This window comes from Pseudomonas sp. MPDS (assembly GCF_013283895.1).
Lineage (GTDB): Bacteria > Pseudomonadota > Gammaproteobacteria > Pseudomonadales > Pseudomonadaceae > Aquipseudomonas > Aquipseudomonas rhizophila.
The window spans coordinates 2,897,277-2,918,746 of record NZ_CP054128.1; the positions used below are offsets into that span (position 1 = coordinate 2,897,277).

Genomic DNA, 21,470 nt, shown 5'->3' on the forward strand with positions numbered 1-21,470 from the left:
GCTCGCCGGCGTTTGACATCTTCCTGTCAGTCAGCAGTCACCTTGACGTCAGTCACCTCCCCCTAGAGTGCTACGACCATCCCGGTAAAGGACAGTCGTGGAGTCCACTATGAACATTCAAAACGTGTCGATCGCCAGTCTTCTGGCATTCATCACTCTGAGCGGTTTGCCTCTGTTCGCCGAAGAGAAAGCGGATGTGCCTGCCTACGAATATGGCATGCCGCTGGATATCGCCAGGGTCATCCGCATTGAAGAACCGGAGTCGCGGGTGTGCGAGGTCGTGCGCGCAAAGATGACCTACGTGAATACACAAGGGGTCACAGAGCGCGTCAGCTTTCTGAAGCAGTCTGAGGTGTGCGTGCTCCAGTGACCGTTCGGCAGTGCTGGTTCTTCATCCAAATAGAGAGCTCAACCATGTGCATCAGAACAGCAGCAACCGAAACGGGCCTTTCAAATAACTTGAGCCGACTGGTGAAGCTGGCTCGAACACTGACCGTTGGCGCCGTGCTGCTAAGCGCGGTCAGTATCGATGCGTCCAGCCGCGTCGCGCCGAAACCGGACTGGTCGACCCGCGACATGCCTTCTCAGGAAGGTCGAATCGTCCTGATCACCGGCGGCACGAGCGGCATGGGGTACGAGGACGCACTGGCACTGGCCCGGGCCGGCGCCGACGTCATCATTGCTGCGCGCAACCCGGAGCGTGGCGCGCAGGCCATCGCGCAAATCAAAACATCCGTACCCGACGCCAAGGTGCAGTTCGAGGCCGTGGATCTGGCCAATCTTTCATCGGTGCGCAGCCTGGCCCAGCGTCTGAACCAGCGACTGCCGCGCCTGGATGTGTTGATCAATAATGCCGCCGTCATGGCGCCTCCTGAGCGGGGTACCTCCGCGGATGGCTTCGAGCTCCAGTTGGCGACCAACTACCTGGGGCACTTCGCACTGACCGGCCTGCTGGTGCCGTTGTTACGGCAAAGCCAGGACGCTCGCGTGGTGAGCCTTTCGAGCATCGCCGCGGCTCGCGGAACAATGAACTTCAACGACCTGCAGGCTGAGCAGCAGTACCAACCTTTGGCCGCCTACGCGCAGTCCAAGCTGGCCATCCTGCACTGGACCTTTGCCTTGCAGCAGCGCAGCGAGGCCGCAGGTTGGAACATTCGCAGCATCGCTGCGCATCCAGGCGTCGCCGTCACCGAGTTGGTCGCGCGTGGTCCGGGTCTGAACAGCGAGTTCGGCCAGCGATGGGCCAAGGATCGCGACGAATACCATTCAGCTGCCCAAGGGGCGCTGCCCACGCTGTATGCCGCCACCGCGCCTGAGGCGGTTGGCGGTGCCTACTACGGCCCCACCGGCGACGAGGAAAAGCGCGGCCCGTTGGGCTTCGCCAGGATGCCGCCGGCCGCCACCCATGAGGCGGATGCCGAACGGCTCTGGACCGTCTCCGAGCGACTGACCGGCGTCACCTACCGCTGATCATGCCTTGGGCACGGCAATCCGTTGCGTGCCCACTCTCTTGCCTGTTGTCGTCTTCCAGGAGTCTCCATGAGTGCGCCTTCCTACTTGCATCGACTGAGCCTTGCCGTGAACGCCCGTGATGATGAACTGCGTCCGGCGCTGTGCGGGTTCTTGTTGTTTCTCTGCCTCTTTACCGGCTACTTCATGCTGCGCCCGATACGTGAATCGATGGGCATCGCGGCGGGCGTGGAGAATCTGCAATGGCTGTTCACTGCCACGTTCCTGGTGATGCTGGCGGCCGTTCCGTTGTTTGCCTGGGTCAGTTCCCGGGTCCCGCGCCTGCGCCTCGTTGATTGGGTGTACGGCTTCTTCGGGATCAACTTGCTGATGTTCGTTGAATTGTTCGAGTTTCAATCGGACAGCGTCTGGCTCGCCCGTACTTTCTACGTATGGATATCGGTTTATAACCTTTTCGTGGTGTCCGTGGCCTGGAGCCTGATGGCGGATGTATTCGACAGTGAACAGGCCAAGCGGCTGTTTGCCTTCATCGCTGCCGGCGCCAGCATCGGCGGTCTGCTGGGGCCGGCCCTGAGCGCGGCGCTTATTGAGGCCATTGGTGCCTCGGGCTTGATGTTTCTGGCCGCGCTGTTGCTGGGTGTCACATTTGTATTGAAGCGGGCGCTGATGGGCTGGCGCGAAAAGGGCGGGGCTGGGCGGCCTGGTGCGGCACCGACGCAAAGCCCCGGGCAGCCACTGCAGGGCAATCCGTTCAGCGGTTTGACGGCGGTGCTCAGGTCACCCTACCTGTTGGGGATCGCCGGGTTCGTCGTGCTACTGGCGACGGTCACCACCTTTCTCTACTTCGAGCAGGCGCGCCTGGTGGCCGAACATTTTCCGAGTCGTGAGGCGCAGGTCCGGGTTTTCGGCACCATTGACTTCATCGTGCAGGCTGGCGCTCTGGTGTCTCAGCTGTTCATCACCGGGCGCATTGCGCCGAAGCTGGGGGTGCGTGCGTTACTGGCGATCGTGCCGCTGCTCATGTGCATCGGGTTCGTGGGTCTTGCGCTGGCCCCCGGCTTCGCACTGCTTGCCGCCCTGATGATCGTGCGGCGAATCGGTGAATACGCGTTCGTCCGGCCGGGCAGGGAAATGCTCTTCGCACCCTTGGATGCCGAGAGCAAGTACAAGGCCAAGAACTTCATCGACACCGTGGTTTATCGCGGCGGTGATGCGCTGAGCGGTTGGGCCAAGAGCCTGCTCGACATGCTGGGGCAGGGCACTGGCCTGGCGGCTCTGATCGGCGCGGGCTGCGCGCTGCTGTGGGCCTATCTGGGATGGCAATTGGGACAGCATGCCGATAACCAGCAGCAGGCACGGGGAGTGGGCGCCAGCGCCGTCGAAACATAACCCGGAGTACACAAAAGGCCACGCGGCGGGAGTGCGCGGGGTGGTTCATCATCGCATGAGTCCTGCCGGTCATCGCGTTCCCGGAATGCGCTGGAGATCAAAGTTTTATTCTGAAAAGTGTGCAGGCTCAGACGAACTTTCAGTGGTGTTGAACTTAATCGATAAAAGTATATTTCGGTCAGCGAATTAATGGAGGCGAATGCTCGGAAAGAATACCCGGCAACCCGTTGGGTAACGGGCCTATATTGATAATTTTTGTCCACTTGTCAACACGATTACAGCCCTTATTATTGCCTGACTGAGTGAATCGGAAGAGGGTTTTATGGGGCAGGTATTTGAAGGTTGCGTCAAAGTGATCGTTCCTTGTGGTTCATTAGGGGCGGGCGTTCGTGAAGAAGAAATTACTTATGGACTGGTGGCCGGTGCGCAAGCAATTGCCACGGACGCCGGTTCTACCGATAGCGGAGCAGCGTATCTCGCACTTGGAAAATCGAAGAATAACCGCGGGGCGGTAAAACGCGACTTGACGATATTAATGAAGGCGCAGGCCTGGTCCGGGGTGCCGATAATTGTCGGCACGGCAGGACAGGCCGGTGGCGATCTCAACCTGGACTGGACGCGCGATATAGTCCTGGAGGTTGCAGGAGAGTTGGGCGTCACACCAAAGATTGCGCTCATATATTGTGAACAGGACAGGGATACCGTTAAGCAACTGAACGCACAGGGGCGTATCAAACCGCTGCCGCCTCACGGTGAGCTCGATGACGCTACGGTGGACAGTTGTGAACACATTGTGGCGGCGCTGGGTGTAGAACCGTTCATTGCCGCGCTTGAAGCAGGCGCCGATATCATTTTGGCGGGTCGTTCGACCGACACGGCGGTCATTGCCTGTTATCCGATCTGGAAGGGCGCGCCCTGGGGGCCGTCCTGGCATGCCGGCAAAACGGGGGAGTGCGGTGTCCAGTGCGCCGTTAACCCGACATTGGGCTCGGGAATATTGCTCAGCGTTGATGCGCAGGGTTTCGACGTTGAGCCATTAAGTAAAGACAATCAGTGCACGCCCCATAGCGTCTCTGCACACATGCTTTATGAAAATAGCGACCCGTTTCGATTAGTGGAACCCGGCGGTATCCTGAACGTCGCACAAGCGCGCTACCAGAAGCTGAACGAGCGAGCCGTTCGTGTCGTAGGGTCTGAATGGGAGACGATGCCCTACACAATGAAGCTGGAGGGCGCCGCGGCCGGTCTCTATCAGACAATCATGTTAGTGGGTATCCAGGACCCTGATGTACTCAATGATATTGATGGGTTTCATGACCGCCTGCTGGAAGCCCTGTACACCCGGACCCGTCAATCCATCCCGCCGCAGGAGTTGGGAGAGTTTCATATCTCGCTGCGAATGTATGGCTGGAACGGCGTCACCGGCGTAAAACCCCCCGTTGGAACTTTGCCTCCGCCGGAAATAGGCATGCTATTTGTCGCCACAGCAGCGACTCAAGAAATGGCAAATACGATTGCCCAAGCATGCAATCCCTACTTTTTTCACTACCCCAGCGTAATGGGCAAGGAATTGCCTTCTTACGGCTTTGCTTTCACCCCGGCTGATATACCTCGCGGTCAGATTTATGAGTTCAAGTTAAATCACGTAGTGCAATTGGAGGACCCATTTGAGTTGGTGCGTATTCAATGGATCGATCTTTCCGAGTCAACGTTGGCTGTGAAGGAGTTGAGTTAATGGTTAAGTTGCGTGATGTATGCCGACATGTTCGATCCAAACAAGCCGGGCCGTTCTGGATTACCTTCGATATATTTTTTGACGGGCGTGAAAACTTTGAGCGTTACTCACAAAGTGCAGCACTTTCATCGGCGCAATTCGCAAGGCTCTATGGCACCGATCCGGCACGGGTGAAACATATTCCCGTTGCTGACCTGGAAATGGTCAAGATTTCCTACCCTCGCGCTACGCCGCAAGGCGGGATGGTGGAGCGCGACATGCATGCCGGCCAGCAATACGTACGTTTACTCGACGTCATTCTGGACTGAAAACCGCACGCGTCACCTGGCAACAGGTGATGCCGTCGCCGCCATCGGCGCAGACCCAACCCTGGTGCAGAACAGAGGCAACCATGAGCAATACGACTATTGCGCTGCAACTTGCAGAGTACGCGCATAAATTCAGGCATCAGCGACTGCCCGAAGAGATCATCGCGCTGGTGCGACAGCGCTTCATTGACAGTCTGGCGTGCATATTGGGGGCCTACGGAGCGGCGCCTGTGAATGCCGCTGTGTGTTATGCGGTTGCCAATCCCGCGCAGGGGGCCAGCGTGTTCGGAACAACTGTCCAAACGACGCCAGAGATAGCGGCGTTTGCCAATGGCGTGATGGTCCGTTTCCTGGACTACAACGATGGCTATATGGGGCTGGAGCCGGGCCATCCGAGTGACAATATTCCGGCCTGCCTGGCGCTAGCAGAGGCCGAGGGGGCCACCGGGGCAGAACTCATTTCGGCCATTGTGCTGGCCTATGAGATCCAGATGCGACTGCAGGACGCGGCCAGCCTGAACAAGCGCGGCTGGGACCACGTCAATTACATAAATGTGGCGATGGCCGCGGCGGCTTCCAGTCTGATGAAGCTGGATGTGGCGCAGACCGCACAGGCAATCAATATAGCGTTGAGCGCTCATCTGGCCATGCGCCAGGTTCGCAGTGGATCCCTGTCGGACTGGAAGGGCTGCTCGGCCGCAAACGCTGCACGTAATGCGATCTTCGCTGCCCAGTTATCGCGTCACGGCATGACAGGCCCGTCGCCGGTGTTCGAGGGGGACATGGGATTCTTTAAATTGGTCTCAGGCCCGTTCGACCTGGATACGGATCGTTTTGGTACGCCCGAGAATGGTGATTACGCTATACGGCGCTCCCTGACCAAGACCTTTCCCACCAACGGTGAGCTGCATACCGCGGTGTGGGCAGCCCTGGACATACGTGCCCGGATTGACGATCTCGATGATATCGCTTGCATCGTTGTCCAAACGTCCGAGTTCAACCGTCGAGTGTTGGCTGACACCCCTGAAAAATGGTTGCCCAAAACGCGGGAGACGGCGGATCACAGCTTGCCCTACAACGTGGCCCGGGCGCTGCTCGACGGTGACATCACCATAGACTCTTATTCGCCGGAAAAAATGGCTGATCCCATGGTGGTTGCCCTGATGGGCAAGATCAGCGTGGTGGAGGATGGCGCGCTCACCGCATTGTTTCCGCGTCATCTTGCCAACCGCGTCAGCGCCACGCTGGTGTCAGGCGAAATCGTCGTAAGCGAGATGATCAGCGGGCCGGGGTCCGTCGAAACACCGATGACCGATAGCGATTTTGAACGAAAATTCAGGAGGATGGGCTCACCTCATCTTGAAGAGTCGGCGCAGGCCAAGGTGCTTGGGTATGTGGCTGAACTTCAACACCAATCCGAATTCACATCGCTGTTTGCGGCCATGGTTGCTTCTGTCTAGTCACTGGCGAGGTGGGTCGCTCTTGGCAGAGTCCCCGTGTACCGAGCGCGGGGGCGAGCGTCATGATGCTGGTTGTATTGCTCGCTGGCGTGGGCTATCCAGCCGATCAATCTTCCGACACCCGCCAGTGCGATTTCCTGCCGATGCAACCCAAGCTTTCTACCGATGAAACTCACCAGGAGAATGAATTCCGGGGGGTATGCGACGAGTTCCGAGGCGACCGAAAAAGCTTTCTGCAGCTTGGCAAATTCGGGGTCGCCCTCGAAGGCAGCGGTCAACGCTTTCATCAGATTGGTAGCACGTGGGTCACTGACTGAGTGGACATTAGGTCCGAACCCGATGATGTGCCCCTCCTGACTGTACCGTTGCAATATCGGTTGGGTGGGATCGGTAGCTGTACAGATTTCCTCGATCATCCTGCTGGCGGCTTCGTTTCTGCCATAGGCGATCTTATGACCCCTGGCGGCCGCGAGTCCCGCGATCGCTGCGTAGTAGGGGGTGGCGCCGGTCGTGGCGGCAACGCGAACGCTGTGAGTGGCGTGGTCCAGTTCATGATCGACGCTGAGGATCAGAAGACGCCTGATCAGATCGGCGTGGGCTGGCGGGGCTGCGCAGGCCTGGGTAATGAATTCGTGCAAGGGTTGTGTGCTTGGTTGGGTCGCGCCCACGACCAACGCGGCAAACCATCTCACGACATCGGCGCCGGTGCGTGCATAGCTGTCGATGGAAAGATCGAAGGCTTTGGGGTTCTCCCTTTGAACCAGCGGGAAAAGTGCAATTGCCTTCTCCGGCGCTGACATGTGCTCATAGATCTTCAGCAGTTTGACGCTATCCTTCGGCGCGCGCGGCAGCGACGGTCCGAAGGCCGATGGCACCTGCCACATCAATCCGGCGACCTCCTCGACCGTGGCGTGGTCGGCGAGCTCGACGACGTCGTGCCCCCTGTAGAAGAGGCCGTCATCGGTGATCAATGTAATGGCGCTGTCCGATGACGACGAGCGCTTTGCAGCGTGCCCCGCGGGGCTTTTCACCAAGCGCTGGATGTCTTCGGCCCAATAGCGACGCTTGGGCGTGTTGGCGATCTTGACGGACCGAATGTTCTTCCGGCTGACGTAGGCATAAAGGGTTGGAAGGCTGACCCCCAGCATTCCAGCCGCTTCTTCTGCCGAAAGGTAAAGGTCTTCTTGATCAGGCATGACGGATCCGAACAGGTTGATGGGGGTTTGTACATATTCATTAAATATACCTGCCTTGCGTCAATGTCTACCAGGATATCCATTCCGTCGTGTTTTCAAAGGGAGTCAGCAATGGACGGTCTACACAGAGGGACCGACGGATGTGGGCATTGAAAGCCGACCAGCGTCCCTGAGATATCTTTTCACGAGCACGTTTGCCCCAGTATTTGCGGGATGTTGACGGAAAAAATCAAGATTTACAGGGTTTTCTCCCCTATGTAGATTCCTCGGGAGTGGCCGGTCGTTCACATTGATTTGCTACGACATTGATAAAAAAAACAAGAAAAGGTGATAGGCATGGCTTGGTTAGGTTTCGCAATGGTCATCACGTTTATGGCGTTGATCATCAGCAAGCGACTTTCTGCTGTGACAGCGCTCATCCTCATCCCGATTGCTTTCGGGCTGGCCAGCGGCGCAGGACCGGAGTTGGGCGGCATGGTGATGGAAGGCGTCCAGCAAGTGGCGCCAACGGCATTGATGTTGATGTTTGCAATCCTGTATTTCGCAATCATGTTCGACGCGGGGCTGTTCGAGCCCGCGGTTCGCCGGATTCTGCGTTATGTGGGAAATGATCCCCTTCGTGTGGTGCTCGGCACCGCTTTGCTGTCGTCGGTCATCTCCTTCGATGGGGATGGGGCAACGACGGTGCTGATCGTGACAACGGCGTTTTTGCCGCTCTACCTTCGCCTTGGGATTAACCCGCTCATCCTTGCACTGATGCTTCTGTTGACCAATACGGTCGTTAACATCATCCCTTGGGGTGGGCCGGTAGCGCGGGCTGCCAGCGCGCTGCATCTGGATGTCAGCGAGATATTCCTGGGCCTTGTACCCGCCATGTTTGCAGGTCTGGCCTACGCGTTTATCGTGGCAGTGTGGATAGGCCGCAAAGAGCGACGCCGTTTGGGGTGGACGCCCATGGCAAAGGACACTGTGTCTGAAGAGCTGCCTCTACCCCTTATCGAATCGGCCACGCAAAACCCCAGGCTGTTCTGGGTCAACCTGGCACTCACGGCCGCGCTGATGTACGCCATGGGTACAGGACTGGCACCGTTACCCCTGGTGATGATGGTGGGGTTTTCCCTGGCGTTGCTGATCAACTATCCACGTTTGGCGGAGCAGAAAGCGAGAATCGCCGCTCATTCCGACAGTGTGTTGACGGTCATTGCCCTGATATTCGCTTCAGGGGTCTTCACTGGCATTCTATCCGGCACGGGAATGGTCGATGGGATGTCGGCGCGGATCGTGCAGATGATTCCTGATGGCGGCGGGCAGTACTTCAGCATCATTACCGCCCTTGTCGCGCTGCCGCTTAATTTCCTGCTTTCCAATGACGCGTTCTTCTTTGGGATCTTGCCGGTGCTTGGCGCGGCGGGCGCGGAATATGGCATAGACCCGATGCACATCGCCCGCGCCTCGGTGCTTGGGCAACCGGTTCACGCATTAAGTCCACTCGTTGCCGCTGTTTATCTCATCAGCGGGATTATCCAGCGGGACATGGGCGAGATGCAAAGATATTGCTTGTTGTGGGCAATCGGCAGCAGCCTCACGCTCATAGCAACCGCCATCGTTACAAGAGCAATTATTTAAAGATCCACCTGTATCCCTGCACTGCTTGTTTAAAGCAGTGCCAGCTCACGCCTGCTCATTGAAAAAATAAAAATAATAATTGAGGTGATCATGAAATCGACTAAAGCCGTCGCAATGACATATCTCGCTACGCTGTTTGCATCGGGCAGTTGTTTTTCTGCGAGTATCAGCTATCCGGATAGATTTCAGCATGAAGGCAAGTTGAATGCTTATCTTCGATCCATGTACATCAATACGCGAATATCCAACGACCTGATTGAGGACAGCTTCGGCGGGTTTTCGACCGGCTCCGAATTAGGTGGGGTAGGGGTCGGCGCGATCCTGGATTACAACTCTAACTACTGGGGCGGCGTCGTAGGCTTTGATGCATCCTTGTACGGTGTGGCAATGATCGATTCCGAGCAGGACAGCCGCGACCTGTTTGATAATGACGATGGTTCTAACGGTGGCTTTGCAAAAGTCGGGCAAAGTTACTTGAAGTTGCGCCACGTCGGCGAGGGATGGAACGCAGACTCACAAATAGGCCGAGGTCGATTTGACGCGGGCACCCTGGTCAGCAATGACACGCGACTCGTGCCGGGTTCCTATCAGGGCGCGCGTGCCCATTTCAACTTGACTGACATGGGCATCGGGCCGCTGCCCGGAACGATGGCTTTCGAAGCGGCTTATATCGATCGAAGTTCTCCGCGGGACAGGCAGGCGTTCGGAAAGCTGCTAAGCCAGTCGGGTGAGGAAATAAGCAACGTCTACACCTATGGGGTCAACTACGATCTGAAGGCCGTTGAGTTGAGCTATGCCCGTGGTGTGTCAAAGGACTTCAATGAAAATACCCGTTATGGCTTGACCCTGCAGGCACCTATCGGTGAAACGGCAGGGATCATTTTAGACACTCAGTATTATCAGTTCCAAAAAGCGGGACGACTGTGGGAGCAAGATTGGTCCGCCGGTGACGCGGCCTATGATAAAGAGGCCACGTGGTTAAACGTCAACCTTGGCTTATTGCTCGATAAGTTGCGCCTGGGTGTTTCCTTCTCCGAGACACACGCCGAGCTGAGCAATGGCAACCTGGGCTATGCCTATTTCGACCACGCGGACAACGTGGACGGGAGAATGGATGCGTGGACCCGTTCCGGCAACGATTTCAACAATCATGGTGAAAGAACCTGGCAGGTAGGGGCGGAGTACGACCTGGGCGGTATTTCGCTGCTGGGGGCGTCATTGGACGGGTTTAAAGTCATGGCGCTCTATAAGCAGGGAAACTTTGACGCCGTGAACCCGTTCAGTGGTCAGAAGACGGATGTTTGGGAAAGGCAAAACGAATACCGCGTTTATTATCGATTCGATGACAAAGAGTACGCCGGCCTTTCCGTTGGTTTGATTTATCTCGATTACAGAATCGACCAGGATTTTGTTGCGCTTGTTTCCGCCCAACCCAATAACGTTGTCAATGGCTCAGAAGCCCGGGTGTACCTGGATTATGCGTTTTGAGTGGAGTGTGCTCATGGAATACGGGTTATTTAAACTATGTCGGGAGGTGCGCGATGCCTAAAACTCGTCATCGGGTTGTCGTCACACAACGTTTTTTTGATTCGGCGACCCTTGATTTTCTCAAGCATTGCGGTTGTGAAGTCATCATCGCAGAACTTGCGCCGGGAGTTGCCGACGGAAGTTTGAGTGAGCGGCAATTGATCGACCTCCTGATTGACGCTGACGGGTGGATTTTAGGGCACGCGAATGTGACGGCCAGCCTGCTCGGTTCGCTCCCTCGGCTCAAGGTGATCTCCCGCCGTGGCGTGGGGTATGAGCGCATTGATACGGTGGCGGTGGAAGCGGCCGGAAAGGTCGCAACGATCGCCGTCGGTGGAAATGATGCAAGTGTCGCTGACCATACGATTGCGCTGATGCTCGCGGTGTGTCGCAAGCTAAAACAATGTCAGGCGGGGCTGTCTGCCAACGACTGGAGCATTCCCTTGGGCGGTGACCTGTATCGCAAAACGGTCGGAATCGTCGGATTGGGCAGAATCGGCAAAGGCGTCTTGCTGCGCCTCGCCGGGTTCGAAGTCAAACCCCTGATTTATGCCCCTCGCCCAGACAGCTCACAAAAAGCCAACGGGGGGCAGAGCTGCTTCGTAGATCTGGAGACCCTGTTTCAGGAAAGTGACTTCATTACGCTTCATGCCCCCCTTAACCCGCAGACCCGGGGAATGATTGACAGCCGCGCTTTAAAGTCGATGAAAGCTGGCGCCGTGCTGATCAATACCGCCCGAGGTGGCCTGGTGCGCGACGCGGATCTGTTGAAAGCCCTGCAACAGGAAGACATCGCCGGGGCAGGACTCGATGTGTTCGAAAGCGAGTCCGACCCTTCACTGTCGGCAGTGACAGAGCAGCTCATCAAACTTCCCAACGTGGTCGTGACCCCCCATGCCGGCGCCTCTACGGTGGAAGGCTTGAATCGCACCAATTTAATTGCAGCCCAGTGTGTGGTGGCGGTCCTGGAAGGGCGGAGCCCGCCTGGGCACTGTGTCATCGCAGACGGCCGTCGACATACCGTTGCAAAGGAAAATACATGAACGTCAAGATCAAGGTGCTTACGCCAACGGGTGCAATCGGCACCGGATTCCCGAGAGATGCGTTTGAGAAGGCGCTTCTGGAATGTCCCGATGTGATTGCAATGGATGCGGGGTCCACCGACTCGGGTCCGCACTATCTCGGTACTGGCACGACGAAGTCTTCTGCTTCGATATTGCGCGCAGAGCTTCGGGTCTTCATGCAGGCCCGGGAAAAGCTGGGGATCCCGCTCATCATTGGCAGCTGCGGAACCTGTGGTTCCGACGCGGGTGTCGATTTGATGCGCGGGCTCTGTGAGGAGGTCGCGGCAGAGCTGGGGCAGACCGTACGTATCGCGGGCATCTACAGCGAGCAGCCAGCAAGTTCTGTGAAAACAGCACTTTTGGAGAAGCGGATCAAACCGCTGCAGCTTGATTTTATTGATGATGCCTTGGTGGATCGCTGTTCTCGAATAGTCGCGCTCATGGGCGTGGAACCCTTCATTCATGCGCTCCAGGAAGGCGCGGACATCATCCTGGCCGGTCGCTCCACGGACACCGCCGTCATGGCGTCGCTCCCGATCATGCGAGGGGGGCATCCAGGGGCCGCCTGGCACGCCGGGAAGATTCTAGAATGTGGCGCATCCTGTACCACCACACCCGCCCAGGCCGTGGTCATGGCAACCATTGACGAAACGGGATTCACCATCGAGGCGATTGGTGAGGGTGCCCGGCTTACGCCACGATCGGTGATGGCTCACATGCTCTATGAGAACAGCAATCCCTACGTGCTCGTCGAGCCGGGTGGTGTGCTGGATGTCGAGGGGGCTGTGTACACCGCGATCGACGAGCGAACGGTGCGGGTAGAAGGCTCGATCTGGAAACCCAGTGAAGACTACACCGTCAAGCTGGAAGGTGCGGCGCCTTGCGGGTTTCAATCGGTTGTCATGAGTATTGTCCGGGACACCGAGTACCTTGAGCGCTTCGATGAATGGCTCGCCTGTCTCGATTCGGTGATGCGCCAGCGAATAGAAAAACATCTGAATATCGGATCGGGCGACTACGACCTGCAGTTTCGCGCGATTGGCAAGAACGCGGCGTTGGGGGATTTTGAATCGCGATCCGCCACCCCAGTGGAAATAGGCGTCATGGCCCTGGCGACTTCCGCAACTGCCGAACGCACGAAAGACATCGTCGCTTTGCTCAATCCTTACCTGTTGCACTTCCCGTTGCCAGGTGACAAAGACCTGCCCACCCATGCGTTTCCATTCTCTCCAGCCTCGATGGACCGGGGAGTGGTTTATGAGTTCGTGCTCAGCCATGTGATGGTCGTGGCGAATCCGTTGGCACCTTTTCGATTTGACATGAAAACCATTGAGGCGGCGTGAGATGAATACCATGGAAGCACTCGGCTACGAAATCCGCTCCAAGAACGCCGGCCCCTTTTCTTTGACCATTGATGTGTTTTGTCAGGACTCGGATGTTTTTGCCCAGCTGGCGGGCGAACCGAAACTGCAAGCGCCGGCCATTGCTCAGCTCTTTCGCCGGACCGTCGAGTCGATCAGCGTGTTTCGGATCGATGCATTGAATGTGATCAAGATCAGCCTGCCGCGTCCCGTGGTGCAGGGGGCTCTGCAGGATCGTGATATGCACGGCGCGCAATGGGCCTTCATGGTGAGGGACGCGATCCTGGAATCCGAACAATGACCAGCGCCAGCCATTCATCAAGGCAGGCTCTTAATGGCGCCGTTGTTCAACGTGGCGGCAGACAACCGATAATCAGAGGTGGCGATGTCCAGGCTCGGTGAGAAGTGCGACAACCCGAAAGTGGGCGGTGAGGGGACAGACGTGGTGCTCGTCGATCCTAACGAGGTTCATCCAGACCTGGTCAGCGTCGCGGCGACGTTACGCGAGCTGGGTCTGCTTCCTGTCGTCGAAGGAGAGATTCAGAAGGTTCGCGCGCAGTTGCAACGAATCAGCGCATGGGCGTCGCGACCCAGTGTGCCTTTGTCCTGCGAGCGCATGTTGGAGTTTTCGGTCAATTGTCGGGTTGTTCCGTGCAAGCTGTATTGGCCGGAAGACGATGAGACGCCCTTGCTGCTGTTCTATTGTCACGGCGGCGGGTTTCGACACGGAGCACTCGCCGATTGGGACGCTCCTCTGCGCCAGTTGGTGCGTGACAGCGGCTTGGCGGTGTTGTCCATCGGCTATGCCCTCTCGCCGGAATACCGTTTTCCAGTGGCGTTTAACGAGGTGGTGTCGATAGTCAGCAGGGTCATCAACCTGGGGACAATCACTCATTGTCCTGTGCGGGGGTATGCCCTGGGTGGGGACTCGGCGGGCGCCAATCTGGCCCTGGGCGCCGCCCTTGCGCTGCGCGACGCTGGAATGGATGCGGTGCGACAGCTGATGCTGTACTACGGCTCCTATTCCCGAGGCGTTTCTTCCGATTCGTGGCAGAGACTCGGTGGGTATGGCGGGCAAAACTTGTCTGCCAAAACGATGAGCGCTTATTGGGCGAGCTACCTGGCCGAGGATGAAGATGACTGGCGGGTGCAGCCGATCACCGCTGATCTGGCTGGGCTCCCGCCTGTGCGCTTGATCGTCGGAAAACTTGATCCGTTGTACGACGAAAACTGTGAGCTGGCGGATAAGTTGCACGCTGCCGGTGTGGCGACGCACCTGGAAGTCCTTGCGAACATGACCCACGGGTTCCTGCGATTCAATGAAGTTGCACCTGTCGTACGGGATGTGATTTTCACCCAAGCCACTGCGTTGCGTCAGGCACTGGCGTAGTGCGCCGTCCGGCCAGTCATCCTGATCCTGAACACTGACTCTCGTGGCCTCCAGACCATTGTGCTGGGGCCTTCTTCATCATGAGGCGAACGCTAAATGCTGATTCTTCGAACCCTTGCTTCTTCACTTGTGACGCGGATCTGTCTTGGGAGCATCATGACCCTTGCGTTCAGCGCAATGGCTGCCGGTGAACTTCCGGTAGGGCGTGCCGCAGGTGATATGGAGCTTTCTGCGTTTTATCGCTGGCAGGACCCAATGCCCACTGTTCCCGGTGTTTTGCTGAGGAGCGAAACGCTCAAACCGCAGGAGCGGGTGCCAGCCGCAGCGCAAACCATACGCATGCTCTACAGTTCCACGGACCAGCGTTGGCACTCAGGCCAGGTGCCTGTCAGCGGCACCCTGTTCATGCCGAGCGGTCCTGCTCCGTCTGAAGGTTGGCCGCTCTTGGCCTGGGCCCACGGTACGCTGGGGATCGCCGACATATGCGCGCCCTCGTGGACCGGGTTCAGAGCGCGTGACGCTGCGTACATCAATCGTTGGCTGGAGCGCGGATTCGCCGTCGTGGCCACTGATTATCAAGGCCTGGGGGGGCCAGGGCCTCACCCTTATACGGTCTGGCAGGCCGAAGGCAGCTCTGTCCTGGATGCGGTCCGTGCTGCCCGCGCACTCAAGCCCGGTGTGATTGCCAACCGCACGATCCTGGCGGGGCAGTCCCAGGGGGGCGGCGCCGCTCTGGGCGCGTCGATACTCGCCGCCAGCTATGCACCTGAACTCAATATTCTCGGTGCGGTTATCACAGCGCCCAATAGCACATTCCCCGACGGGCCCATCGCGCTTGAGGCGCGCCATTCCAATACGATCTTCCTGTCGTTGGCCACTGGCGGGTTACGCGACAACGCGCCCCGAATAGACGACCTACTGACGCCTGAAGGGCTGCAGCTTCTCGACGTTGCCCGGCAAAGCTGTACGCGGGAAATTGCCCTCAAGTCGCGGGAGCTGAAAATCGGTTCGTTTTCGCAGTTGCTGACCATCAGTGCGCAAGCGTTGAGCGCACTGCGCACGCCCACGACCGATATGCCCCAGGCAACGATCGCTTTTCCATTGCTGATTGCCACCGGCCAGGCCGATGAGACCATCACCCCGGTACGACAGTACGCGGTGGCGGCGGCGCTGTGCGCGGCTGGAAACCAGGTCACCTGGCAAACCTATGAAGGATTGGGGCATGACGGGGTGATGCATGGCTCGTTGAATGAAGCGTTTGCTTTTGCACGCGCCCAACTCGAGGCGCAGGGCTATGATTCGAACTGCGCCACGATTCAGCGGCCTGGGGCGCCGGGTGAAAGGAATCCGAGCGCTCCATTCAACGATGATTGAACACGGGTGAATCCGTTGCTCATTTAACCGCCGTGCTTATCGACTGTCAGCCGATGCCGGTCGATAAGCGTCGCGCAGACGTCAGAATTCACGCCCCCATAGGCGGTCCAGTGAGTGACGACCGGCCCCCTTGAAGGCGATGTAAGTGAACAGAACGCCCATCAACACCGGGTATTCGATGCCACGGTCTATCCAGGGCCAGTTCGGGCCAAGGATGTAAGCGATCGCCGCCATCTGTATGGCCATCGCCACCGCCAACGGCCGGGTGGCCAATCCTAGCGCCAGCAGCAACCCACCCAAACCTTCAAGCCAGGCGACGAACAGGCCCAATAGCGCGGGGAATGGCAGATGCAGGACGTTTGCGATCAAGTGAATCGAACCCGCCATGGGATCCGCCATCGAGCCGTGTGAAGTTCCCAACAGCTTGGGCAAGCCATGGGTCACCATGATGATCCCCAGGCATAACCGGAGCATTGCATAGGCGAGAGGCTCGCCCCATTGATAAAAAATACCCAGGGCCGGGACGACCAGCTTCGAGGGCTGTTCAGCATTGGGAGCGTGAGATGTCGGTTTCATCTGAATGATGTCCTGGAGTCGTTTATCAAAAGGTTGATGAGGACAGTGTGGTGTCTTCCTGCCGATGGATAAATCGACGGGGCTGCCATGACCATTCACCTCCCATAAACAATCGGCCCACGCTGGACCTTGCACCGTCGTGAAAGTGATACTGATTGCTTCGATGGGGTGGATTAGTCAGGCATCGCGGGTAAGACTGTTCATCTCTCACCAATAAAAGGGCGTCACACGATGGACAAATTCGATGCCTTGCAACTGTTCATCCGCATCATCGAGCAAGGCAGTTTTACTCGTGCCGCCAACGGTCTGAATATCCCGCGAGCCACAGCTACGCTGGCCATCAAGGAGCTGGAGCGGCAGCTCGGTGCGCGTCTGCTCGAGCGTACAACCCGGCGGGTGCGGCCGACACTCGACGGCCAGGCCTTCTATGAGCGATGCAAGGCTGTGCTCGCAGATCTGGAGGACGCCGAGTCTTCACTCAGCACGGTCGTGGCGAATCCGCGCGGCACTTTGCGTCTGGATTTGCACGGGACCCATGCGACTCGGATCATCCTTCCGAACATCCAGGATTTTCATCGGCGCTATCCCCAAATCAACCTGGTCATCAGCTGCGGCGACCGGCTGGTGGATCTGGTGAGCGAAGGCGTCGATTGCGTGGTCCGTGCAGGTAACCCGCGTGATTCGTCGCTGGTGGCCAAGCGGCTGGCGTTGATGCCTGAAGTGGTCTGTGCCAGCCCCGGCTATCTGGCCGAACACGGCACGCCTATGTTTCCACAGCAGCTTGCTGAACATCAGGCCGTGGGCTTTTTTGCCAGCAATCACGACATACGTTACCCGTTCACCTTTGTCATTGACGGCCAAGTGGTCGAGCTGGAGCCGGGGGGCTGGATTTCAGTGAATGACGCCGAGTCATACTGCTGCTGTGCGTTGAACGGCTGCGGACTGATCCAGGTGCCGCGCTTTCGCGTGGAGCAATACCTGGCGTCAGGGGAGTTGGTCGAGGTCCTCGGTGGCTGGCCCAGTCCCGGACTCCCGGTTTCGGTGTTGTATCCCTATCACCGCCAGCTCTCTCCACGACTCAAGGTGTTTGTCGAGTGGGTGAGCGCCCTGTATGCCGAACGCTTTGGCCCGCTGACCTGAAGGCCTTCGCTTCATGTACTGCTCGATGGACGCAACGGCAGTTCGCGCAAGCGTTGACCCGTCAGGGCGAAGACCGCGTTGGCCACCGCCGCACCGATGGGGGGCGTTGCGGGTTCGCCTACACCGCCAGGGCTCTCGGTGCTGGGCAGCACATGCGCCTCGATCTGCGGCATTTCGTTGATGCGCAGCACCCGGTAATCGTGAAAGTTGGACTGTTGGATACGACCCTCCTTGATGCTCATCTGCCCGAACAGCGCTGCGCTGAGGCCGAAGACAATAGCGCTTTCCATCTGTGCCTTGATGTTGTCAGGGTTGACCGGGATGCCACAGTCGATCGCGCACACCACGCGATGAACGCGGATATTCCCACCTTCGATGGAAACCTCCACCGCTTGAGCACAGTAGCTGCCAAATGATTGATGCACGGCGAGGCCGTGGCCGCGTCCCGGTGCTGGCGTGCGCCCCCAACCGAAGCGTTCGGCGGCAAGGTTCAACACGCCCAGGTGCCGTGGGTCCGATTCAAGCAGCAGGCGGCGATACGCCAGTGGGTCCTGTCCGGCGGCGTGTGCCAGTTCATCCACCGCGCTCTCCATGACGAACGCATTGTGGCTGTGTCCAACGGAGCGCCAATACCACACCGGAATGTTTGACCGAGGGGAGTGCGCTTCGACCCGATAGGCCGGGCTGCGCATGATGTAGGGCGAGTCGCTCATGCCTTCGACAGACGTCGGGTGAACGCCCGGCGCATCCGGAAATATCGATTGCCCCGCCGTGGTTTGCGACCAGGCTACCGGTCGCCCGTCCGCCCCCAGGGCAACCCGCAGGCGTTGGGCGAAGGCTGCCCGGTAGTAACCGCCCTGCATATCATCCTCGCGGCTCCAGAGGGTTTTCACCGGCACTTTCACTGCCTTGGCAACTTCCACCGCTTCGGCGATGAAATCCTGCAACGCGCGCCTGCCAAAACCGCCGCCCAGGAACGTGGTGTGAATACGGATTTGCTCAGGGGCAAGACCGGTGATCTTTGCGGCGGTTCGTTGATTGAACGTTTGCATCTGGCTGCCGACCCAGATGTCGCAGCCATCGTCGCTGAGCTTCACGGTGCAGTTGAGTGGCTCCATTGTGGCGTGCGCGAGGTAGGGCACGGTGTACGCCATCTCGACTACCTTGCGGGCAGACTTCAGGGCTTGCTCCACCTCGCCGCGTTGCGTGACGACTTCACCCGGTGTGTGGGTCAGGGCGGTTAAATCCTGGCGTTGCTGGTCGCTGTCGAGGATGACGGTGCCGCTTGCAGCCTCCCATTGCACTTGCAGCGCATCGCGCCCGCGCTTGGCCGCCCAGTAGTGATCAGCGACGACCGCAATGCCGCTGGGGACCTGAACCACATGGCGTACGCCGGGCAGGGCCTTGGCCTGGGTCGCATCGAAGGCGCGGACGCTGCCGCCGAGCATCGGCGCCCGTGCAACCACGGCGCAGAGCAATCCTTCGAACTGGATGTCGATGCCATACTTCGCGCGACCGCTGATCTTTTCTGGCGAGTCCAGCCGTAGGGCGCCCTTGCCGATGAGCGTCCAGGCTGCCGGATCTTTCAGGGGCAGCGTCTCCGGATCCGGCACCGGGAGCGTGGCGGCCTGTTCGGCCAGTTCGCCATAGCGCAGACGGGTGTTGCCGGCGATGACCTCTCCATGTTCTGTGCGCAATGCGCTGGGTGCCTGGCCAAGACGAATGGCCGCTGCCTGGATCAACAGCGCCCGCGCCATTGCGCCCGCCCGGCGATAACGCTCGAACTCATCACGAATGCTGGAAGAGCCGACCGTGCCCTGAAACCCACGCCGCAGACTGGCATAGACGGCGGCGGCCGGCGCATGCTCGACCTTGAGTGTGCTCCACTCCGCGTCCAGTTCTTCGGCGATGAGCAGGGTCAGGGTGGTCCAGACCCCCTGACCCATCTCGGAATGAGCCAGGAAGATGGTGATGCTGTCATCCGCGGCTATGCGCAGAAATGCATTGGGCGCGAATTCGGCGGACTCTAGGTCTTGCGCCATCAGGCGTCTGCCAGCGGGCACCGTGAAACCGACAATCAGGCCAGTGCCGAGCACGGCGCCAGACTTAAGAAAACTGCGACGAGAAGAGACAATCATGGCATTCATTGCAGAGCACTCCCTGGCTGAAAGGTGGCTGAGAGGATGGGGTCAGGCTTTGCTCAGTTCGGCGGCCCGGTGGATTGCCAAACGAATGCGCTGGTACGTACCGCAACGACATAGATTGCCGGCCATGGCCTGATCGATGTCGGCGTCGGTGGGGGCAGGGTTGCTGGTCAGCAATGCAGCGGCGGCCATGATCTGACCGGACTGGCAATAGCCGCACTGGACCACATCCAGTTCGGTCCAGGCACGCTGAACCGGATGGCTGATATCGGCTGACAGCCCTTCGATAGTGGTGATTTTTTTACCGGCCAGGGCACCGACCGGCGTGATGCAACTGCGCTGGGGCGAGCCGTCGATATGCACGGTGCAGGCGCCACATAGGCCCATACCGCAACCGAACTTGGTGCCGGTCATGTTCATGAGGTCTCGAATGACCCATAACAGCGGCATATCGGCGGGCGCATCCACCTCCAGTTCGCGTTCATTGACCTGTAGCTTCATCGTTGACTCCCAGTCTGTGAAGAGAAGATCCGTGGCGACATTGAAGACACCGATGGCGACGGATACCGGCGCGCTCAAACCGGATCGATGATCGGCAATCACTCACCGGCTTTGTCGCCAATGGGGATCGAGAGGGAGCTTACAAGGCAGCTGCTCCGGCTATAAAGCCAGCAGATTTGAATGGTCTGTGCAGGGCGCAATAACAATATCGGCCGATTCTGGAGGGGGCGGTGAGGCGCTCGACTATCGGCGCGGTAGCCTCGGCCCGAGGCTACCGGCTTGGTATCTATTGAGCTTTTGCATAGCGTCGGTCGGACTTGCCGGCCTTGAGAATTGCCCCTGGCACCGGGTGACCGACCAGCGTTGGCAGGGTGGCCGCCACCGCCAGCAGTTTGTCCAGGTCGACACCGGTGTCCAGGCCCATGCGCTGGAACATGTGCACCAGATCCTCGCTGCAAATATTACCGCTGGCGCCAGGTGCATAGGGGCAGCCGCCCAGCCCTCCGAGCGAGGCATCGAAACGATCAATACCGGCGTCCAGTGCCGCCAGGGCATTGGCCAGTCCCATGCCTCGGGTGTTGTGAAAGTGTAGGGTAAACGGGGTCTGCGGCCAGCGCGCCAGGGCTTCACGGCAGATGCGCGCGACCTGCGCCGGATCGGCCATGCCAGTGGTGTCACACAAGGTCACGCCCTGCACGCCAATGTCCAGCAAGCGTTGGATCAGCCCGTGGACCCGCGCTTCGGCGACCTGGCCCTCGAACGGGCAGCCGAAGGCGGTCGACAACGAGGCATTGATGAACACGCCGCTACCCTGGCTGACGGCAATGATCTGGCGGAACTGCTCGAGCGATTGTTCGGCAGTCATGCGTAGGTTGGCCACGCCGTGGCTGTCGCTGGCCGACATCACCAGGTTGATCTCGTCAACCTCGCAGGCCAATGCCCGCTCACAGCCCTTCACATTGGGCACCAGCACGCTGTATTCCACCCCTGGCACGCGACGGATGCCGCGCATCACCGCTTCGGCATCGCGCAGGCTGGGAATCGCCTTGGGCGAGGTGAAGGAGGTGACTTCGATCTTCGCCAGGCCGGTTTGTGCCAGGCGATCGATCAGGGCGATCTTGTCTTCGCTGGGGATGAACTGGGCTTCGCTCTGGAAGCCGTCGCGGGTGACGACTTCCTGGATGTACAGGCGTTTGCTCATGGGGCGGT

19 protein-coding genes are annotated in these 21,470 nt (G+C 58.8%); 14 read left to right on the forward strand and 5 right to left on the reverse strand.

Going from position 1 to position 21,470, the window contains the following annotated elements:
* Positions 1-109: 109 nt before the first annotated feature.
* The 6 genes from HQ912_RS12730 to HQ912_RS12755 all read left to right on the forward strand — a co-directional run bounded on the left by HQ912_RS12730 (position 110) and on the right by HQ912_RS12755 (position 6,362).
* Positions 110-370, forward strand: a complete 261-nt coding sequence (locus tag HQ912_RS12730; protein ID WP_083714399.1) for a DUF2790 domain-containing protein — start codon at positions 110-112, stop codon at positions 368-370.
* 44 nt (positions 371-414) lie between these two features.
* Positions 415-1,470, forward strand: coding sequence for an oxidoreductase (locus tag HQ912_RS12735; RefSeq protein ID WP_076384211.1), 1,056 nt, complete (start codon positions 415-417; stop codon positions 1,468-1,470).
* Between the two features lie 69 nt (positions 1,471-1,539).
* Positions 1,540-2,859, forward strand: coding sequence for an NTP/NDP exchange transporter (locus HQ912_RS12740; protein ID WP_076384213.1), 1,320 nt, complete (start codon positions 1,540-1,542; stop codon positions 2,857-2,859).
* Between the two features lie 322 nt (positions 2,860-3,181).
* Positions 3,182-4,594 (forward strand): acyclic terpene utilization AtuA family protein, encoded by a 1,413-nt coding sequence (locus tag HQ912_RS12745; protein ID WP_047225591.1) that lies wholly within the window; start codon positions 3,182-3,184, stop codon positions 4,592-4,594.
* Entirely contained in the window at positions 4,594-4,902 is a 309-nt protein-coding gene (locus tag HQ912_RS12750) for a DUF4387 domain-containing protein (RefSeq protein WP_047225592.1), read from the forward strand. The genes HQ912_RS12745 and HQ912_RS12750 overlap by 1 nt, the downstream gene beginning before the upstream one ends.
* An 83-nt stretch (positions 4,903-4,985) precedes the next feature.
* Positions 4,986-6,362 carry an MmgE/PrpD family protein gene (locus tag HQ912_RS12755; protein ID WP_173406865.1) on the forward strand — a complete coding sequence of 459 codons (1,377 nt, stop codon included), beginning with the start codon at positions 4,986-4,988 and terminating at the stop codon, positions 6,360-6,362.
* On the opposite strand, the gene HQ912_RS12760 is transcribed toward HQ912_RS12755, so the two are convergent.
* The gene (locus HQ912_RS12760) at positions 6,359-7,558 is read right to left on the reverse strand and encodes a citrate synthase (protein WP_076384217.1); all 1,200 of its coding nucleotides are present in this window, start codon (positions 7,556-7,558) and stop codon (positions 6,359-6,361) included. The genes HQ912_RS12755 and HQ912_RS12760 overlap by 4 nt on opposite strands.
* Before the next feature lie 336 nt (positions 7,559-7,894).
* Between HQ912_RS12760 and HQ912_RS12765 the strand changes: the two genes are divergently transcribed.
* The 7 genes from HQ912_RS12765 to HQ912_RS12795 all read left to right on the forward strand — a co-directional run bounded on the left by HQ912_RS12765 (position 7,895) and on the right by HQ912_RS12795 (position 15,900).
* Positions 7,895-9,184 (forward strand): CitMHS family transporter, encoded by a 1,290-nt coding sequence (locus tag HQ912_RS12765; protein ID WP_047225594.1) that lies wholly within the window; start codon positions 7,895-7,897, stop codon positions 9,182-9,184.
* 90 nt (positions 9,185-9,274) lie between these two features.
* The gene (locus HQ912_RS12770) at positions 9,275-10,672 is read left to right on the forward strand and encodes an OprD family outer membrane porin (RefSeq protein WP_047225595.1); all 1,398 of its coding nucleotides are present in this window, start codon (positions 9,275-9,277) and stop codon (positions 10,670-10,672) included.
* 53 nt (positions 10,673-10,725) lie between these two features.
* The gene (locus HQ912_RS12775; RefSeq protein WP_047225596.1) at positions 10,726-11,754 is read left to right on the forward strand and encodes a phosphoglycerate dehydrogenase; all 1,029 of its coding nucleotides are present in this window, start codon (positions 10,726-10,728) and stop codon (positions 11,752-11,754) included.
* Entirely contained in the window at positions 11,751-13,118 is a 1,368-nt protein-coding gene (locus HQ912_RS12780) for an acyclic terpene utilization AtuA family protein (RefSeq protein ID WP_047225597.1), read from the forward strand. Before HQ912_RS12775 ends, HQ912_RS12780 begins: the two co-directional genes overlap by 4 nt.
* Before the next feature lies 1 nt (position 13,119).
* The gene (locus HQ912_RS12785; protein ID WP_047225598.1) at positions 13,120-13,437 is read left to right on the forward strand and encodes a DUF4387 family protein; all 318 of its coding nucleotides are present in this window, start codon (positions 13,120-13,122) and stop codon (positions 13,435-13,437) included.
* Positions 13,438-13,521: 84 nt separating this feature from the next.
* Complete coding sequence (locus HQ912_RS12790; protein WP_047225599.1) at positions 13,522-14,526, forward strand: alpha/beta hydrolase fold domain-containing protein; 1,005 nt, start codon at positions 13,522-13,524, stop codon at positions 14,524-14,526.
* Positions 14,527-14,682: 156 nt separating this feature from the next.
* On the forward strand, positions 14,683-15,900 hold the full coding sequence (locus HQ912_RS12795) for a lipase family protein (protein WP_260990082.1): 1,218 nt from the start codon (positions 14,683-14,685) through the stop codon (positions 15,898-15,900).
* A gap of 81 nt (positions 15,901-15,981) precedes the next feature.
* Here the strand turns inward: HQ912_RS12795 and HQ912_RS12800 are convergent, their stop codons facing one another.
* On the reverse strand, positions 15,982-16,476 hold the full coding sequence (locus tag HQ912_RS12800; protein ID WP_173406867.1) for a DoxX family protein: 495 nt from the start codon (positions 16,474-16,476) through the stop codon (positions 15,982-15,984).
* A 231-nt stretch (positions 16,477-16,707) separates the two neighbouring features.
* Here HQ912_RS12800 and HQ912_RS12805 point away from each other — a divergent pair, with 231 nt between their 5' ends.
* The gene (locus HQ912_RS12805) at positions 16,708-17,616 is read left to right on the forward strand and encodes a LysR family transcriptional regulator (RefSeq protein WP_173406868.1); all 909 of its coding nucleotides are present in this window, start codon (positions 16,708-16,710) and stop codon (positions 17,614-17,616) included.
* An 11-nt stretch (positions 17,617-17,627) separates the two neighbouring features.
* On the opposite strand, the gene HQ912_RS12810 is transcribed toward HQ912_RS12805, so the two are convergent.
* From HQ912_RS12810 to HQ912_RS12820, 3 genes are all read right to left on the reverse strand, one after another.
* Positions 17,628-19,763, reverse strand: a complete 2,136-nt coding sequence (locus HQ912_RS12810; protein ID WP_173406869.1) for a xanthine dehydrogenase family protein molybdopterin-binding subunit — start codon at positions 19,761-19,763, stop codon at positions 17,628-17,630.
* A gap of 42 nt (positions 19,764-19,805) precedes the next feature.
* Complete coding sequence (locus HQ912_RS12815; protein WP_047225603.1) at positions 19,806-20,261, reverse strand: (2Fe-2S)-binding protein; 456 nt, start codon at positions 20,259-20,261, stop codon at positions 19,806-19,808.
* Between the two features lie 286 nt (positions 20,262-20,547).
* Positions 20,548-21,462: a hydroxymethylglutaryl-CoA lyase gene (locus tag HQ912_RS12820; protein WP_173406870.1), complete on the reverse strand. Its 915-nt coding sequence runs from the start codon at positions 21,460-21,462 to the stop codon at positions 20,548-20,550.
* Positions 21,463-21,470: the final 8 nt, after the last annotated feature.

Bases quoted from the DNA above. Each gene is read 5' to 3' on its own strand.
- HQ912_RS12730 (WP_083714399.1), top strand. From the start codon at position 110: ATGAACATTCAAAACGTGTCGATCGCCAGTCTTCTGGCATTCATCACT.
- HQ912_RS12735 (WP_076384211.1), top strand. From the start codon at position 415: ATGTGCATCAGAACAGCAGCAACCGAAACGGGCCTTTCAAATAACTTG.
- HQ912_RS12740 (WP_076384213.1), top strand. From the start codon at position 1,540: ATGAGTGCGCCTTCCTACTTGCATCGACTGAGCCTTGCCGTGAACGCC.
- HQ912_RS12745 (WP_047225591.1), top strand. From the start codon at position 3,182: ATGGGGCAGGTATTTGAAGGTTGCGTCAAAGTGATCGTTCCTTGTGGT.
- HQ912_RS12750 (WP_047225592.1), top strand. From the start codon at position 4,594: ATGGTTAAGTTGCGTGATGTATGCCGACATGTTCGATCCAAACAAGCC.
- HQ912_RS12755 (WP_173406865.1), top strand. From the start codon at position 4,986: ATGAGCAATACGACTATTGCGCTGCAACTTGCAGAGTACGCGCATAAA.
- HQ912_RS12760 (WP_076384217.1), bottom strand. From the start codon at position 7,558: ATGCCTGATCAAGAAGACCTTTACCTTTCGGCAGAAGAAGCGGCTGGA.
- HQ912_RS12765 (WP_047225594.1), top strand. From the start codon at position 7,895: ATGGCTTGGTTAGGTTTCGCAATGGTCATCACGTTTATGGCGTTGATC.
- HQ912_RS12770 (WP_047225595.1), top strand. From the start codon at position 9,275: ATGAAATCGACTAAAGCCGTCGCAATGACATATCTCGCTACGCTGTTT.
- HQ912_RS12775 (WP_047225596.1), top strand. From the start codon at position 10,726: ATGCCTAAAACTCGTCATCGGGTTGTCGTCACACAACGTTTTTTTGAT.
- HQ912_RS12780 (WP_047225597.1), top strand. From the start codon at position 11,751: ATGAACGTCAAGATCAAGGTGCTTACGCCAACGGGTGCAATCGGCACC.
- HQ912_RS12785 (WP_047225598.1), top strand. From the start codon at position 13,120: ATGAATACCATGGAAGCACTCGGCTACGAAATCCGCTCCAAGAACGCC.
- HQ912_RS12790 (WP_047225599.1), top strand. From the start codon at position 13,522: ATGTCCAGGCTCGGTGAGAAGTGCGACAACCCGAAAGTGGGCGGTGAG.
- HQ912_RS12795 (WP_260990082.1), top strand. From the start codon at position 14,683: ATGACCCTTGCGTTCAGCGCAATGGCTGCCGGTGAACTTCCGGTAGGG.
- HQ912_RS12800 (WP_173406867.1), bottom strand. From the start codon at position 16,476: ATGAAACCGACATCTCACGCTCCCAATGCTGAACAGCCCTCGAAGCTG.
- HQ912_RS12805 (WP_173406868.1), top strand. From the start codon at position 16,708: ATGGACAAATTCGATGCCTTGCAACTGTTCATCCGCATCATCGAGCAA.
- HQ912_RS12810 (WP_173406869.1), bottom strand. From the start codon at position 19,763: ATGAATGCCATGATTGTCTCTTCTCGTCGCAGTTTTCTTAAGTCTGGC.
- HQ912_RS12815 (WP_047225603.1), bottom strand. From the start codon at position 20,261: ATGAAGCTACAGGTCAATGAACGCGAACTGGAGGTGGATGCGCCCGCC.
- HQ912_RS12820 (WP_173406870.1), bottom strand. From the start codon at position 21,462: ATGAGCAAACGCCTGTACATCCAGGAAGTCGTCACCCGCGACGGCTTC.